Raw genomic sequence first — 15,830 nt, forward strand, 5'->3', positions numbered from 1 at the left:
CCCTGTTCAAAACATCATGCATTAACGCGCCTCAGAGTACTGCTTTCGGGTACGAGCCCAGCACTTTCAGGGCCACCGCCTCCTGACTGATCTTCTCCAGCACGGCCTTGATCAGCGGATCGCGATGATGACCAACGAAATCAATGAAGAAGACGTAGGTCCATTTACCGCTGCGGGACGGACGCGTCTCGATGCGCGTCAGGTCGATACCGTTTTCATGGAACGGCACCAACAGTTCGTGCAGGGCGCCCGGCTTGTTGCTCATGGAAACGATGATCGAGGTCTTGTCGTCGCCAGTCGGCGGCACTTCCTGGCTGCCAATCATCAGGAACCGGGTGGAGTTGTCCGGACGGTCCTCGATTTTCTCGGCCAGGCGCGTCAGGCCATACAGGCCGGCGGCCATGTCACCGGCGATGGCGGCAGAATTCCACTCACCCTTGACCCGCTTGGCAGCCTCGGCATTGCTCGATACCGCGACGCGCTCGACGTTCGGGTAGTGAGCGTCGAGCCACTTGCGGCACTGGGCCAGCGACTGAGCGTGGGAATAGATGCGGCTGATGCTGTCGGTCTTGGTGTTCTCGCCCACCAGCAGGTGGTGGTGAATACGCAATTCGACTTCGCCACAGATAACCATGTCGTGCTCGAGGAAGCTGTCGAGGGTGTGGTTGACCGCACCTTCGGTGGAGTTTTCCACCGGCACCACGCCGAAGTTCACCGCGCCGGCGGCAACTTCACGGAACACTTCATCGATCGCCGCCATTGGCTTGCTGATCACCGCGTGACCGAAATGCTTCATCGCAGCGGCCTGGGTGAACGTACCCTCAGGGCCGAGATAAGCGACTTTCAGCGGCTGCTCCAGCGCCAGGCAAGAGGACATGATTTCGCGGAACAGGCGGGCCATTTCTTCATTGCCCAACGGCCCCGGGTTGCGATCCATGACGCGCTTGAGCACCTGCGCCTCGCGCTCGGGCCGGTAGAATACCGGCACCTCGCCTTCAGCCAGGGAACCCATCTTGACCCGTGCGACTTCTTGCGCACAACGGGCACGATCACTGATCAGTTCGAGGATTTTCTCGTCGAGGCTGTCAATGCGCACCCGCAGCGCCTTGAGTTCCTGTTCCGACATCAGGAATGTTCCTTCTCGAATTCAGCCATGTAGGCGACCAACGCTTCTACCGCTTCCAGCCCCAGGGCGTTGTAGATCGAAGCGCGCATGCCACCCACGGAGCGGTGACCCTTGAGGTTGAGCAGGCCGCGCTCGTCGGCACCGGCAAGGAAGGCCTTGTCCAGGCGCTCGTCCGCCAGGCGGAACGGCACGTTCATCCACGAGCGGGCGTTCAGGCTGATCGGGTTGGTGTAGAAATCGCTCTTGTCGATGAAGCCGTACAGGCGATCTTTCTTAGCCCGGTTGCGCTGCTCCATCGCCGCGACGCCGCCCTGCTCTTTCAGCCACTCGAAGACCAGGCCGGAGAGATACCAGGAGTAGGTTGCAGGCGTGTTGTACATCGAGCCGTTATCGGCCGCGACTTTGTAGTCGAGCATGGTTGGGCAGGCGCTGCGCGCGCGACCCAGCAGGTCTTCACGCACGATCACGACTACCAGGCCACTAGGACCGATGTTCTTCTGCGCACCGGCGTAGATCATGCCGAACTGCGAAACATCGATACCACGGGAAAGGATGTCCGAAGACATGTCGACCACCAGCGGAACGTCACCGGCTTGCGGAACCCAGTCGAACTGCAGGCCACCGATGGTTTCATTGGAGGCGTAGTGCAGGTACGCAGCGCCTGGGGTCAGCGTCCACTCGTTCTGGCCAGGGATGTTCAGGTAGTCGTAGGGCTTGGCCGAGGCGGCGACATTGACGTTGCCGAAGCGACGCGCTTCCTCGATGGCCTTCTTCGACCAGATACCGGTTTCCACGTAGTCGGCAGTGCCGTTCTCGGGCAACAGGTTCAGCGGAATCTCGGCGAACTGCTGGCTGGCACCGCCCTGGAGGAACAGCACCTTGTAGTTGGAGGGGATGGTCAGCAGGTCACGCAGGTCCTGCTCGGCCTTTTCGGCGATGGCCACGTAGTCGTCGCTACGATGGCTCATTTCCATCACGGACAGGCCTTTGCCGTTCCAGTCCAGCATTTCGGCCTGGGCGCGCTGCAGAACAGCATCAGGGAGCGCAGCGGGGCCTGCGCAGAAGTTAAAGGCTCGTTTGCTCACATCCACTCTCGCTCTGCTCAAGATAACGAGGAAGCGGGGCCTTGCCCCGCTTCCTTAAGGTTACGCGTCTACAACTCAGTCCTGTGGCGCCTCTTCGTCAGCGGCGGCATCCCGCTGCTGCCCGTCGGGGGCGTCGATATCCGCCTCGCCATCGACATCCGCTTCGGCGTCGATTGCCAGCTCATCATCGTCCTCGGACGGCTCCTGAACCCGCTCCAGACCTACCAGGGTCTCGTCGCTGGCCAGCTTGATGAGCGTCACGCCCTGGGTGTTACGACCCAGGCTCGACACTTCACCTACCCGCGTACGTACCAGGGTGCCCTGGTCGGAAATCAGCATGATTTCCTCGCCTTCCTGCACCTGCACCGCGCCGACCAGACGGCCGTTACGCTCGTTGCTGACCATGGCGATCACGCCCTGGCCGCCACGTTTGTACTCGGGGAACTCGCCGATCGCGGTGCGCTTGCCGAAGCCGCGCTCGGAGGCGGTCAGGATCTGGCTGCCTTCTTCCGGAATGATCATCGAGATCAGTTTCTGGCCTTCGTTCAGGCGCATGCCGCGAACACCGCGGGCGGTACGGCCCATGGCACGGACATCGGATTCCTTGAAGCGGGTCACCTTGCCGGCGTCGGAGAACAGCATGACCTCACGCTCGCCATCGGTGATCGCGGCAGAAATCAGGATGTCGCCTTCGTCCAGCTCCAGAGCGATCAGACCGACGCTGCGCTGACGGCTGAACTGCTCAAGCGGGGTCTTCTTCACGGTGCCGTTGGCGGTAGCCATGAAGATGTAGTGACCCTCGGTGTATTCCTCCACGGGCAGCATGGTGGTGATGTGCTCGCCCTCGCCCAGCGGCAGCAGGTTCACCAGCGGCCGGCCGCGAGCGGCGCGGGAGGCTTCGGGAATCTCGTAGGTCTTGAGCCAGTACACCTTGCCCTTGCTGGAGAACAGCAGCAGCGTGGTGTGGCTGTTGGCAACCAGCAGGTGGGAAATGTAGTCCTCGTCCTTGACGCCGGTAGCCGACTTGCCTTTACCACCACGACGCTGCGCCTGGTAGGCAGCCAGCGGCTGGGTCTTGGCGTAGCCGCTGTGGGAGATGGTCACCACGCGCTCTTCTTCCGGGATCATGTCGCCGAGGGTCAGGTCCAGGCGGGCATCGAGGATTTCGGTGCGGCGCACATCGCCATATTCGGCACGGATCAGTTCCAGCTCTTCGCGGATCACCTCCATCAGGCGCTCGGCGCTGCTGAGGATGCGGATCAGTTCGCCGATCTGGTTGAGGATTTCCTGGTACTCGGCCAGCAGCTTCTCGTGCTCCAGGCCGGTGAGGCGGTGCAGACGCAGGTCGAGAATGGCCTGGGCCTGTTCTGGCGACAGGAAGTACTTGCCGTCGCGCAGACCGAACTGTGCATCGAGGGTCTCGGGACGGCAGGAGTCGGCGCCAGCGCGCTCGACCATGACCTGCACGGCACTGGATTCCCATGGCGTGCTGATCAGCGCTTCCTTGGCCTCGGAAGGCGTTGGCGAAGCCTTGATCAGGGCGATGACCGGGTCGATATTGGACAGCGCGACCGCCTGGCCTTCAAGGATGTGCCCGCGCTCACGCGCCTTGCGCAGCTCGAACACGGTACGACGGGTCACCACTTCGCGGCGGTGACGGACGAAAGCTTCGAGCAGGTCCTTGAGGTTGAGCAGGCGCGGACGGCCGTCGATCAGGGCGACGATGTTGATGCCGAATACGCTTTGCAGCTGGGTCTGGGCGTAGAGGTTGTTGAGGATGACCTCCGGAACCTCGCCACGACGCAGCTCGATCACGATGCGCATACCGTCCTTGTCGGACTCGTCGCGCAGTTCGGTGATGCCTTCGAGTTTCTTTTCCTTGACCAGTTCGGCGATCTTTTCGATCAGACGTGCCTTGTTCAACTGGTAAGGCAGCTCGGTAACCACGATCTGCTGGCGGCCACCGACCTTGTCGATGTCTTCGATGGTGGAGCGAGCGCGCATGTAGATGCGGCCGCGACCGGTACGGTAGGCCTCGATGATGCCCTGGCGACCGTTGATGATGGCGGCGGTCGGGAAGTCTGGGCCCGGGATGAACTGCATCAGCTCATCGATGGTGATTTCCGGGTTGTCGATCAGCGCCAGGCAGCCATCGATGACCTCACCGAGGTGGTGCGGCGGGATGTTGGTGGCCATGCCCACGGCGATACCGCTGGAACCGTTGACCAGCAGGTTGGGAATCCGGGTCGGCATGACCGCCGGAATCAGCTCGGTGCCGTCGTAGTTCGGCACCCAGTCCACGGTTTCCTTGTGCAGGTCGGCCAGCAGCTCGTGGGCCAGCTTGGTCATGCGCACTTCGGTGTAACGCATCGCCGCGGCGTTGTCGCCGTCGACCGAACCGAAGTTGCCCTGACCGTCGACCAGCAGGTAACGCAGGGAGAAAGGCTGGGCCATACGTACGATGGTGTCGTACACGGCCGTGTCACCGTGCGGGTGGTACTTACCGATGACATCACCGACCACACGGGCGGATTTCTTGTACGGTTTGTTCCAGTCGTTACCCAGTTCACTCATCGCAAACAGAACGCGGCGATGCACGGGCTTCAAGCCATCACGCGCATCGGGCAGTGCACGCCCGACAATGACGCTCATCGCGTAGTCGAGGTAGGACTGTCTCAGTTCGTCTTCGATATTGACCGGGAGGATTTCTTTGGCCAGTTCGCCCATGAGAAGCCTGATTCCTTTTTCTGGTGAAACTTCGTCACATCCATATGGGGAGAAACGAAGCTCGCCGCCACGGAGGAGTTCCTCCGCAACGACTTACGACAAATCAACGAGTTAAAGCATGGATCTGCGTAGTAAAGACGGCCCCTGTGGGCGGTCTTGGAAACCGCCGGATGTTACCACAGTCGCCGGGGGCATGGGAGTATGGCAAAGCGCCGCCCGGCTTGAAGGAAAACGTCCCGACCACCACCCGCACAAGGAGGATCAGTGCAGGCGTTTGCGACACATCAACTGGGCCAGCTTGGCGGTATCGGGACGCTCGACGATACCCTTCTCGGTCACGATCACGTCAATCAGGTCCGCAGGGGTCACATCGAACACCGGGTTGAAGGCGTCGACATCCGGCCCGATCCGATGACCGGCAACTTCCAGCAACTCGGCGCCGTCGCGTTCTTCCAGCGGGATCTCGTCGCCGCTGGCCAGCGCGAGGTCGATGGTCGAACTCGGCGCCACCACCATGAACCGCACGCCGTGGTGCATGGCGTTGACCGCCAGTTGGTAGGTGCCGATCTTGTTCGCCACGTCGCCGTTGGCGGCGATCCGGTCAGCGCCGACGATCACCCAGGTAATGCCCTTGGTCTTCATCAAGTGCGCCGCCGCCGAGTCGGCATTGATGGTGACGGGGATGCCTTCGTTGGCCAGCTCCCAGGCCGTCAGGCGGGTGCCTTGCAGCCAGGGCCGGGTTTCACCGACGTAGACATGTTCGATCATGCCGTCGAGCCAGGCGCCGCGAATCACCCCGAGCGCCGTACCGAAACCGCCGGTCGCCAGTGCGCCGGTGTTGCAGTGGGTCAGCACGGCCTGCTCGCTGCCCTGGTACTTGCGGATCAGCTCCATGCCCAACTGGGCCATGTTCAGGTTGGCTTCGCGGTCGCTTTCATGAATGGCCAGCGCCTCGGCTTCCAGCACCTGCGACGGATCGTCGCCGTCCTTGAGACGCTGCAGGCGATCGCGCATGCGGCTCAGCGCCCAGGCCAGGTTGCCGCCAGTAGGTCGAGACTCACCCAACACGGTGAAATCCGCCTCCAGCGCGGCACGCCAATCGCCGCCGGCAGCCAGGCGCTGACGCAGCCCCAGCAACAGCCCATAAGCGGCGCTGATGCCGATGGCCGGGGCTCCGCGCACCACCATGGAGCGAATCGCTTCAGCCACGCCAGCCGCATCGGTGTAGCTCAGCCAGGTTTCCTCGAACGGCAGCGCGCGCTGGTCGAGCAAGTGCAAGGCGCCATCCCGCCAATCGATGGCCCTTACTTTCTCTGCAGCCAGAAGTCGATCGCGCATGCTCACCCCGTCATTCGGACATCAAAAACCGGCGATTATAACGAGCCCCAAGCGCGGACGCTCGGGTATACTTCGCCACCACCCCAGAACCCTGGAAACCCGCCCCATGCCCAAGCCGCCCGCCCCTCTCGACCTGCTGCTCCTGCCAACCTGGCTGGTGCCCGTCGAACCGGCCGGAGTGGTGTTCAAGGAGTATGCGCTGGGTATCCGCGACGGCCTGATCGCCTTCATCGGCCCGCGTACCGAGCTTGGGCGCTTCAAGGCCGACGAAGTCCGCGAGCTGCCGGGCTGCCTGCTGGCTCCCGGGCTGATCAACGCCCACGGCCACGCGGCGATGACGCTGTTCCGCGGCATGGCCGACGACCTGCCCCTGATGACCTGGCTGCAAGACCATATCTGGCCCGCCGAGGGTCGCTGGGTCGATGAGGCCTTCGTTCGCGACGGCACCGACCTGGCCATCGCCGAACAGCTCAAGGGCGGCATCACCTGCTTCAGCGACATGTACTTTTACCCGAAGATCGCCAGCGAATGCGTGCACGAGAGTGGCATTCGTGCGCAGATCGCCATTCCGCTGCTGGATTTCCCGATCCCTGGCGCGCGCAGTTTCGACGAAGGCCTGAACCTGGGCGTCGAGCTGTTCGGCGACCTGCGCCACCACCCGCGCATCAGCATCGCCTTCGGCCCTCACGCGCCCTACACGGTGAATGACGACAACCTGGAAAAGGTCCGGGTGGTCGCCGAAGAGCTGGACGCGCCGATCCAGATGCACATCCATGAGACCGCCGGCGAAGTCCAGCAATCGCTGGAACAGCGCGGCGAGCGGCCACTGACCCGGCTGGCCCGCCTTGGCCTGCTCGGCCCGAGCCTGCAGGCGGTGCACATGACCCAGGTCAGCGATGAAGACCTGGCTTTGCTGGTAGAAAGCAACACCAGCGTGGTGCACTGCCCGGAATCCAATCTCAAGCTGGCCAGCGGCTTCTGCCCGGTCGAACGGCTGTGGCAGGCGGGGGTAAATGTCGCCATCGGCACCGACGGCGCCGCCAGCAACAACGACCTTGATCTGCTTGGCGAAACGCGCACCGCCGCCCTGCTGGCCAAGGCCGTGGCCGGTTCGGCGAGCGCGCTGGATGTCCACCGCGCCCTGCGCATGGCGACCCTCAATGGCGCCCGCGCCCTTGGCCTGGACAGCGTCACCGGCTCCCTGGAAATCGGCAAGGCTGCCGACCTGGTGGCCTTCGACCTTTCCGGCCTGGCGCAACAACCGATTTACGACCCGGTATCGCAACTGATCTATGCCAGCGGCCGCGACTGCGTGAAGCACGTCTGGGTCGCCGGCAAGGCGCTGCTGGAAGACGGCCGACTGACCCGGATGGACGAGCAGGCCCTGCACGCCACCGCCGTCGCCTGGGGCCAGCGGATTGCCGGCCACACCGAATGATTGCCGGCAGCCAGGCTGCCGCACCGAATTTTCACAGCTTTAGAGGACTGTTCCATGAGCAACGTCGACCACGCCGAAATCGCCAAGTTCGAGGCCCTGGCCCATCGCTGGTGGGACCGCGAGAGCGAGTTCAAACCGCTGCACGACATCAACCCGCTGCGGGTCAACTGGATCGATGAGCGAGTCAAGCTCGCCGGCAAGAAGGTGCTGGACGTCGGTTGCGGCGGCGGCATCCTCAGCGAGGCCATGGCCCTGCGCGGCGCCACGGTGACCGGCATCGACATGGGTGAAGCGCCGCTGGCAGTGGCGCAACTGCATCAGCTGGAGTCCGGGGTGAACGTCGAGTACCGGCAGTCCACCGCCGAGGCCCTGGCCGAAGAGATGCCCGAGCAGTTCGACGTGGTCACCTGCCTGGAAATGCTGGAGCACGTGCCGGACCCGTCCTCGGTGATCCGCGCCTGCTTCAAGATGGTCAAGCCCGGCGGCCAGGTATTCTTCTCCACCATCAACCGCAACCCGAAGGCCTATCTGTTCGCCATCATCGGCGCCGAATACATCATGAAGCTGCTGCCGCGCGGCACCCATGACTTCAAGAAATTCATCCGCCCTTCCGAGCTGGGTGCCTGGAGCCGCGCTGCGGGCCTGAGCGTCAAGGACATCATCGGCCTGACCTACAACCCGCTGACCAAGCACTACAAGCTGGCCGCCGACGTCGACGTCAACTACATGATCCAGACACTTCGCGAGGAATGAGCATGCGTTTGCGAGCAGTACTTTTCGACATGGACGGCACCCTGCTCGACACGGCGCCGGATTTCATCGCCATCTGCCAGGCGATGCTCGCCGAGCGCGGCCTGCCGGCGATCGACGACAAGCGGATCCGCGACGTGATTTCCGGCGGTGCCCGGGCAATGGTCGCGGCGACGTTCGACATGGACCCCGAGGCGGCTGAATTCGAAGCCCTGCGCCTGGAATTCCTCGAGCGTTACCAGCGCGACTGCGCGGTGCACAGCAAACTGTTCGACGGCATGGCCGAGTTGCTTGCCGACATCGAGCGCGGCAACCTGCTGTGGGGCGTGGTCACCAACAAGCCTGTGCGCTTCGCCGAACCGATCATGCAGCGCCTGGGCCTGGCCGAGCGTTCGTCCCTGCTGATCTGCCCGGATCACGTGAAGAACAGCAAGCCCGACCCCGAGCCGCTGATCCTCGCCTGCAAGACCCTCGACCTGGACCCGGCCAGTGTGCTGTTCGTTGGCGACGACCTGCGCGACATCGAGTCCGGCCGCGATGCCGGCACCCGTACCGCCGCAGTGCGCTACGGCTATATTCATCCAGAGGACAACCCCAACAACTGGGGCGCGGATGTGGTGGTCGACCATCCCCTGGAACTGCGCAAGGTGCTCGACAGCGCCCTTTGCAGCTGCTGACCCCGCATCCATCCGCCAGGCAGGCCGGCCGCGACGCCGGCCTGTTGGCGATTGAAGCCATTCTTTCGAGGCATTCCTCATGTTCGACTATTCCGCTCGCCCTGACCTGCTCAACGGCCGGGTCATCATGGTCACCGGCGCCGGTCGCGGGATCGGCGCGGCTGCAGCCAAGGCCTTTGCTGCCCATGGCGCCACCGTGCTGTTGCTGGGCAAGACCGAAGCCAACCTGAGCGCGGTCTACGACGAAATCGAAGCCGCCGGCCATCCACAACCGGTGGTTATCCCGTTCAACCTGGAAACCGCCCTGCCGCATCAGTACGACGAGCTGGCGGTGATGATCGAGAACGCTTTCGGCCGTATCGACGGGCTGCTGCACAACGCGTCGATCATTGGCCCGCGTACGCCGCTGGAGCAGTTGTCCGGCGATAACTTCATGCGCGTCATGCACATCAACGTCAACGCGATGTTCATGCTGACCCAGACCCTGCTGCCGCTGCTGAAGCTGTCGGAAGATGCGTCGGTGGTGTTCACCTCCAGCAGCGTCGGCCGCAAGGGCCGCGCCTACTGGGGCGCCTATGGCGTATCGAAGTTCGCCACCGAGGGCCTGATGCAGACCCTGGCGGACGAACTGGAGGGCGTCGCCCCGGTGCGGTCCAACAGCGTGAATCCGGGCGCCACCCGCACCAGCATGCGTGCCCAGGCGTACCCGGCCGAAAACCCGCAGGACAATCCGCTGCCCGAGGCCATCATGCCGGTCTACCTCTACCTGATGGGCCCGGACAGCACCGGGGTCAACGGTCAGGCGTTCAACGCCCAGTAAGCCTCAACCCTGCCCCAGGGCGCTGCGCAAGCGCACGCCCTGGCGCGACTCGGCCTGTTCCAGTTGCATGCAACGCTCCAGGAACAGGTACATATAGTCGTAGCTTTTGCAGATCGCTCGTTTCAGCTCGACCTGCAACGCCTTGCCCGGGCTGTTGCCCGCCAGGGTGCAGATGATTTCCAACGCTTCCCACGGATGGGCATCGTCGTACTGGGCATGCATCTTCAGCCATTTCATGGCGCGCTTGCGGCCTTCCTCGGGGAAACCCTCGGCATAGGCTCCGGTGGCACAGACCACCGCCGACCACTCGCCCACTGCCCCTTCGATCGCATAGTTGGTTGCCGCCATGGCCACCACCAGCGAATCCGCGGTGCAGGTGTGCCAGCACCAATCGCTGAGCGCCTGCAACTCTGCTGGCACATCCTGCGCCTGCAAGTCGTCAAGGCTCACGCCATGGGCTTCGCACCAGTGCACCCAGTAATCGGCATGGTTGAGTTCGACGCGGATGTTGCGCATCAGCCAGCGCCGCGCCATGTCTTCGCCAGGATGACGGGCGTAGCGGGTCTTGGTGAGGTTGTGGGCCATGTACACGGAGAATTGCTCGACCACTGGCCAACCCCCGATCAGGTATTGGTGCATGGTCGCGCTGCCCAGGCGGCCGTCGCGCATGCGCTGGTAGAGCTCGTGCTCCACCACCCTGCGCTTGCTGGCACTGCATTCCTGGATCAGGCGCTGGGCCCAGAGGGGATAACTTGCGGCGTCCATCAATGGACCTGTCCGAATAAACGCATCAGTCACTGTCAGCTCCTTGTCCTTGTGATCTGGAAAGTGAGCGTCAGCGAAGCGTCCCCGGCGACCCGAACAGCAAGGGCCTGGCGGCGTCACGCTGACGCTGCAGGCTGGCACAGGAAAAGACTTGGGGTCGCTCGATCAGGAAGCCCTGGGCGTAGTCGACACCGATTTCCTGCAAGGCCTGCTGGATCAACGGTGTCTCGACAAACTCGGCGACGGTGCGTTTGCCCATGACGTGGCCGATGTGGTTGATCACTTCGACCATCGCCCGGTTGACCGGATCTTCGAGCATATCCTTGACGAAACTTCCGTCGATCTTCAGGAAGTCTACAGGCAAATGTTTCAAATACGCGAACGACGACATTCCGGCGCAAAAGTCGTCCAGCGAGAATTTGCAGCCCAGCCCTTTCAATTCGTTGATAAAACGAATCGCGCTGCCAAGATTGGCAATCGCACTGGTTTCGGTTATTTCGAAACAGATCAATTCAGGCGGAATGGCGTAGTCACTGAACTGCCGATGCAGGTATTCGAGAAACTTGTCGTCGCCGATGCTGTTGCCGGAAAGGTTGATCGAACACATGGCCAACGGACCTTCCCGCCCTTCGTCCAGGCACTCGCGAATGATCGTGAAGACGCTGCGCACCACCCAGCGGTCCAGCGCGGTGATCAGGCCGAAGCGCTCGGCCGCCGGGATGAAACTGTCGGGCTGAATGATCAGCCCGCTTTCGTCATGCAGACGCAGAAGAATCTCAAGGTGTCCGCCGCCATGGTCTCCAGGAGCGAGCGCGGCAATTTCCTGGGCGTACAGGCAGAAGCGGTTTTCCTCCAGCGCGATGTGCAGGCGCTGGATCCAGGCCATCTCGCCGAAGCGCACCGACAACTCGGTGTCATCCGCATGGTAGAGCTGGACCCGGTTGCGGCCTTTTTCCTTGGCCATGTAGCAGGCCATGTCGGCGGCCCGCAACGCTGCCTCCAGTGAGTCCGGCGCCTGGTTCAAGTGCACCAGGCCGACGCTCACGGTATTCATGAACGGCCGCCCCTTCCACACGAAGTGCAGGCTCTGCACCGCCTGGCGCAGGTTCTCGGCAATCCGTTCGGCCTGCTCGGGCGGGCAGTTCTGCAGCAGCACCCCGAACTCGTCGCCGCCCAGCCGCGCCAGCACATCACCCTCGCGCAGCACCGATTGCAGCACCGCGCAGATATGCCGCAGCAACTCATCGCCAGCGGCATGACCGCTGGTGTCGTTGACCACCTTGAACTGGTCGAGGTCGAGGAACATCAGCGAATGCCGCCCGGCCTGACGGGCCAGATCGGTCAACGCCTGCTCCAGGCGATATTCGAACTCACGACGGTTGGCCAACCCGGTCAAGGCGTCGTGGGTCGCCTGCCAGGACAGGTTGGCGATGTACTGCCGCTCCTGGGTCATGTCATGCAGCACCAGCACGATGCCGCTGACCCGCCCTTCGCTCATGATCGGCGCCCCGACCAGCGCCACAGAAACCGTGCTGCCGTCCAGGCGCTGGATCAGGCGGATATGCTCGCTACCCCCGCGCAGGGCGCCGCTGAGGATGTGCTCGGTGAGGGTCAGGTTGTCCTTTTCGGCGTTGTCGTCCAGCACGCTGAACAACGCCGCGAGCGGCAGTCCGTGGGCGTGGCAGGCGTCCCAGTGGGTCAGGTGCTCGGCGGCGGCGTTCATGTAGACGATGCAGCCTTCGACATCGGTGGTGATCACCCCGTCGCCAATCGAGGCCAGGGTGATCTGCGCCCGCTCCTTCTCGACCTGCAGGGCGCTGGCGAAGGCCTGGCGCTGGGCCAGCAACTTGCTCGAGCGCAACCAGGCCAGGGCGATCAGGAACAGCGCGGTGGCCAGGTTGGTCACCAGCAACAAGCGCAGCAGCATCCGCGAGCCTTCGCCCAGCGCGTCGCTGAAGGCGCGGGCCGCGGGCGTCACGGCTTCGTTGATCAGCACGATGCGACGCTTCCAGTCCGCCAGGTCGCGGGGCGTGGCCCGGCTGCTGGCAATGCCCTGGTGGACTTCGGCGGCCAGGGTATCGAGCTCTTCCAGGAAACCGTCGCCCACCTGCCACAGACCGATGGCCTGGTCCATGTAACTGACATGACGGAAGTTGAGGTAGAACCAGATGATGCTCGGCACGTCGTCCGGGTGATTGCCGCCGGCGAGAATGCCCTGGCGCGCCGCTTCCAGGTCAGGAGGCTGAAGGTCAAGGGCCAGACGCAGGCGATGGCTGCCCTGGGGGATGGCCAGGGCCTGTTGGTATTTGCGGAAGTGTTCTTCGTCGCGGCTGTCGACGTACAGGCTCAGGTAGTAGATCGCGTCTTTCTGGCCCTTGGACCAGAGGCTTTCACCGCCGACGTACGCGCGCATGGCCGACATCGCGTAAAGGCTGATTCCGCCCAGCAGTGCCTGGAACAGCACGACGGCTACAAATGGCCAGATGAGCCCCAGCAACCTGGGTGCTCCGAGCGTCCGTTTTCCCTTCATGAAGTCCCTTGCGGCATAGCCGGTGACGTGACTCACCCCGTTGTTTTCACAGACTAGGCCATTTGCCTTCATGGCAATAAGAGATTTCTGACACTGCGCTACATGATGTCGCTATCAGCTTTGCTGCAAATGCCCGTAAAGCTTGGCGTACAGGCCACCCTCGGCGATCAGTTGCTGATGGCCACCGTCCTCGGCCACATGACCGCCGTCGAACACCAGCACGCGATCGGCCTGTTTCACCGCCGACAGGCGGTGGGCAATGATCAGCGTGGTGCGGGCACTGAGGAAGCGTGCCAAGGCGACATGCAGGTTGTATTCAGTCGCCGCGTCGAGGGCCGAAGTGGCCTCGTCGAGAATCACCACCTTGGGTTCGGCCAGGACCATCCGCGCAATCGCCAGACGCTGGCGCTGACCACCGGACAAGCGAACGCCCGAACGGCCGACCACGCTGTCCAGCCCTTGGGGCAAGGCGCCGATGGTTTCGTCCAGTTGGGCGATGGCCAACGCCTGCCAGCAGGCGTCATCGGAACAATCGCGGCCCATGGTGAGGTTGGCACGCACCGTGTCGTTAAACAGCGACGGGTGCTGCAGCACCACCGCGACGTTCTCGCGCAGGGTTTCCAGGCCGATCTCCTGCAGGGTCGCGCCGCCGAAGCGGATGCTCCCAGCCTGGGCGCTGTACAAGCCCAGCAACAGTTGCACCAAGGTACTTTTGCCGCCGCCGCTGGCGCCGACGATCGCGACCTTCTCGCCGGGGGCGATGGACAGGTTCAACTGGTCCAGCACCGGCTCCTCGCCGTAGCCGAAGCGCAGCCCGCGCACCTCGATGCCCACGGTGGTCTGGCCCTGGAAGGGATCGGTGCCACCGGGGAACTGCGGCTCGTCGGCCCGTGCGAGCAGCTCGTTGATCCGGCTCAGCGCGCCGCCCGCCGCGTAGTAGGCGTATTGCAGGTTCAGTAACTGCTCAACCGGACCGATCATGAACCACAGGTAACTGAACACCGCGAGCATCTGGCCGATGCTGAGGTCCGAGAACAGCACGGTAAGCATCGCCGCCGCGCGGAAGATATCGATACCGAACTGGAACAGCAGACCACTGGCGCGGCTGCTCGCATCGCTTTTCCACTGTGAGGCCACCGCGTAGTTGCGTACGTCCTGGGCGCGCAGCCCGAGGCGGCCGAGGAAATAGCCCTGGCGGTTGCCGGCGCGGATTTCCTGGATCGCATCGAGGGTTTCAGTCAGCGCCTGGGTGAACCGCGAGGTGCTGTCGTTTTCCAGCTTCTTCAGGTGCTTGACCCGCTTGCCCAACTGCACCGTGGCGAAGATCACCAGCGGGTTGAACAGCAGGATCAGCAGTGCCAGTTGCCAGTGCATCCAGATCAGGATCGCCGCAGTGCCGGTCAGGGTCAGCACCGCCACCAGGAAGCGGCTGAGGGTTTCGCCGACGAACTTGTCCACGGTGTCCAGGTCGGTCACCAGGTGCGTGGTGACCGTGCCGCTGCCGAGGCTTTCGTATTCGCTCAGGGAAATCCGCTTCAAGCGCTCGATCAGGCGGATGCGCAAGCGGTAGACGATGTCCTTGGCCAGCCCGGCGAACAGCTTGGCCTGGACCACGTTGAAGGCCAGGGCGGAGCAGCGCAGGATCAAAGTCACCGTCAGCATCAGGCCGATATAACCGGCCGCCACCTGCCAGTTGGCAGGCAGCAACTGGTTCATCCACTTCAGTGCCGCGTCGCCGTGACCCAGCAGCACTTCATCCACCAGCAGCGGCAGCAACAGCGGGATCGGCACGCTGCACAGCGCCGCCAGTACGGCAACGCCGTTGGCGGTCCACAGGGCTTTTTTGTGATGAAGGGCCAGGCGGCGGATTTCCGCCCAGCTCAAGCGATCGGCAGACGCCGCCGCAGGCCCGGGAACCGGGTCGGGCGAGCCTGGCAGATCAAGCATAAGCGGCCCGCTCCAGCCAGCGACCCAGCAACGGTTCGAGGGCTTCCAGCGGCTGGTAGCCGTTGGTCAGCAAGGCGAGCTGGCCGTTGCGCTCGGCCAGCAAAGTGGGGAATCCAGCGATGCCCAGGTCCTGGACCCAGGTGATATCGGCGGCAGTGGCACTACGCTGCTCGGGGCTGGTGAAGGCCGCGGAGAAACGCGCGCGGTCAAAACCGGCCTGCTCGGCCAGTTCCACCAGCTTCGGCGCCAGGGTGACGTCTTCGCCATGCTGGTAGAACGCCTGCTGGATCAATCCGAGCAGCGGCCAGACCGCTTGCGGATCAAGGCTGCGAGCGGTGACCAGGGCGCGGCAGGCCGGTTCGGTGTCGTAGACGAAGCCTTCCGGCATCGCGCCCTCGAGCTGGAACGGCTGGCCGGTGGCCTCGTTGACCGCCTGCCAATGTTCGAGGATATAACGCCGCGTCGAGGCATCCAGCGGCGAACTGCCGTTGCGCAGGCCGCCAGCCACCAGATGGGTTTCAACCCCCGCCTGCCCGGCCTGGGCGATCAAGGCGCTGGCCACCGGGGCGAATCCCCAGCACCAGGAGCACATCGGGTCCATGACGTAGAGCAGGCGAGCGGTCATGA

The 15,830-nt window shown here is 63.5% G+C and carries 12 protein-coding genes; 4 read left to right on the forward strand and 8 right to left on the reverse strand.

The window, feature by feature from the left end; genetic code table 11:
- Window positions 1-31: 31 nt before the first annotated feature.
- The 4 genes from pheA to mtnA all read right to left on the reverse strand — a co-directional run bounded on the left by pheA (window position 32) and on the right by mtnA (window position 6,276).
- Window positions 32-1,126 (reverse strand): prephenate dehydratase, encoded by a 1,095-nt coding sequence (gene pheA, locus HWV67_RS29035; RefSeq protein ID WP_095155495.1) that lies wholly within the window; start codon window positions 1,124-1,126, stop codon window positions 32-34.
- Window positions 1,126-2,211 (reverse strand): 3-phosphoserine/phosphohydroxythreonine transaminase, encoded by a 1,086-nt coding sequence (gene serC / locus HWV67_RS29040; RefSeq protein WP_110969366.1) that lies wholly within the window; start codon window positions 2,209-2,211, stop codon window positions 1,126-1,128. The genes pheA and serC overlap by 1 nt, the downstream gene beginning before the upstream one ends.
- Before the next feature lie 75 nt (window positions 2,212-2,286).
- Window positions 2,287-4,938, reverse strand: a complete 2,652-nt coding sequence (gene gyrA / locus HWV67_RS29045) for a DNA gyrase subunit A (RefSeq protein ID WP_175653723.1) — start codon at window positions 4,936-4,938, stop codon at window positions 2,287-2,289.
- A gap of 261 nt (window positions 4,939-5,199) precedes the next feature.
- Window positions 5,200-6,276: an S-methyl-5-thioribose-1-phosphate isomerase gene (gene mtnA / locus HWV67_RS29050; protein WP_175653724.1), complete on the reverse strand. Its 1,077-nt coding sequence runs from the start codon at window positions 6,274-6,276 to the stop codon at window positions 5,200-5,202.
- A 106-nt stretch (window positions 6,277-6,382) separates the two neighbouring features.
- Between mtnA and HWV67_RS29055 the strand changes: the two genes are divergently transcribed.
- The 4 genes from HWV67_RS29055 to HWV67_RS29070 all read left to right on the forward strand — a co-directional run bounded on the left by HWV67_RS29055 (window position 6,383) and on the right by HWV67_RS29070 (window position 9,961).
- Window positions 6,383-7,714 carry a TRZ/ATZ family hydrolase gene (locus HWV67_RS29055; protein WP_175653725.1) on the forward strand — a complete coding sequence of 444 codons (1,332 nt, stop codon included), beginning with the start codon at window positions 6,383-6,385 and terminating at the stop codon, window positions 7,712-7,714.
- A 54-nt stretch (window positions 7,715-7,768) separates the two neighbouring features.
- Window positions 7,769-8,467, forward strand: a complete 699-nt coding sequence (gene ubiG, locus HWV67_RS29060; protein ID WP_110969232.1) for a bifunctional 2-polyprenyl-6-hydroxyphenol methylase/3-demethylubiquinol 3-O-methyltransferase UbiG — start codon at window positions 7,769-7,771, stop codon at window positions 8,465-8,467.
- Between the two features lie 2 nt (window positions 8,468-8,469).
- Window positions 8,470-9,141, forward strand: a complete 672-nt coding sequence (gene mupP, locus HWV67_RS29065) for an N-acetylmuramic acid 6-phosphate phosphatase MupP (protein ID WP_095155490.1) — start codon at window positions 8,470-8,472, stop codon at window positions 9,139-9,141.
- 79 nt (window positions 9,142-9,220) lie between these two features.
- The gene (locus HWV67_RS29070; protein WP_175653726.1) at window positions 9,221-9,961 is read left to right on the forward strand and encodes a YciK family oxidoreductase; all 741 of its coding nucleotides are present in this window, start codon (window positions 9,221-9,223) and stop codon (window positions 9,959-9,961) included.
- A gap of 3 nt (window positions 9,962-9,964) precedes the next feature.
- Here HWV67_RS29070 and HWV67_RS29075 read toward each other — a convergent pair whose 3' ends face one another.
- The 4 genes from HWV67_RS29075 to HWV67_RS29090 all read right to left on the reverse strand — a co-directional run bounded on the left by HWV67_RS29075 (window position 9,965) and on the right by HWV67_RS29090 (window position 15,828).
- A complete protein-coding gene (locus HWV67_RS29075; protein ID WP_095155488.1) occupies window positions 9,965-10,759 on the reverse strand; it encodes a TenA family transcriptional regulator in 795 nt (264 codons plus the stop codon).
- A gap of 37 nt (window positions 10,760-10,796) precedes the next feature.
- Entirely contained in the window at window positions 10,797-13,256 is a 2,460-nt protein-coding gene (locus tag HWV67_RS29080) for an EAL domain-containing protein (protein ID WP_175653727.1), read from the reverse strand.
- A 114-nt stretch (window positions 13,257-13,370) separates the two neighbouring features.
- Window positions 13,371-15,203 (reverse strand): ABC transporter ATP-binding protein, encoded by a 1,833-nt coding sequence (locus HWV67_RS29085; protein WP_175653728.1) that lies wholly within the window; start codon window positions 15,201-15,203, stop codon window positions 13,371-13,373.
- On the reverse strand, window positions 15,196-15,828 hold the full coding sequence (locus HWV67_RS29090) for a DsbA family protein (protein WP_095155485.1): 633 nt from the start codon (window positions 15,826-15,828) through the stop codon (window positions 15,196-15,198). The genes HWV67_RS29085 and HWV67_RS29090 overlap by 8 nt, the downstream gene beginning before the upstream one ends.
- Window positions 15,829-15,830 lie beyond the last annotated feature (2 nt).

This window comes from Pseudomonas sp. Marseille-P9899, assembly GCF_903166565.1.
GTDB lineage: Bacteria > Pseudomonadota > Gammaproteobacteria > Pseudomonadales > Pseudomonadaceae > Aquipseudomonas > Aquipseudomonas huaxiensis.

Coding starts and splice junctions, on each gene's coding strand:
- pheA (WP_095155495.1), bottom strand. CDS start 1,126: ATGTCGGAACAGGAACTCAAGGCGCTGCGGGTGCGCATTGACAGCCTC.
- mupP (WP_095155490.1), top strand. CDS start 8,470: ATGCGTTTGCGAGCAGTACTTTTCGACATGGACGGCACCCTGCTCGAC.
- ubiG (WP_110969232.1), top strand. CDS start 7,769: ATGAGCAACGTCGACCACGCCGAAATCGCCAAGTTCGAGGCCCTGGCC.
- HWV67_RS29070 (WP_175653726.1), top strand. CDS start 9,221: ATGTTCGACTATTCCGCTCGCCCTGACCTGCTCAACGGCCGGGTCATC.
- HWV67_RS29055 (WP_175653725.1), top strand. CDS start 6,383: ATGCCCAAGCCGCCCGCCCCTCTCGACCTGCTGCTCCTGCCAACCTGG.
- HWV67_RS29080 (WP_175653727.1), bottom strand. CDS start 13,256: ATGAAGGGAAAACGGACGCTCGGAGCACCCAGGTTGCTGGGGCTCATC.
- mtnA (WP_175653724.1), bottom strand. CDS start 6,276: ATGCGCGATCGACTTCTGGCTGCAGAGAAAGTAAGGGCCATCGATTGG.
- HWV67_RS29090 (WP_095155485.1), bottom strand. CDS start 15,828: ATGACCGCTCGCCTGCTCTACGTCATGGACCCGATGTGCTCCTGGTGC.
- HWV67_RS29085 (WP_175653728.1), bottom strand. CDS start 15,203: ATGCTTGATCTGCCAGGCTCGCCCGACCCGGTTCCCGGGCCTGCGGCG.
- gyrA (WP_175653723.1), bottom strand. CDS start 4,938: ATGGGCGAACTGGCCAAAGAAATCCTCCCGGTCAATATCGAAGACGAA.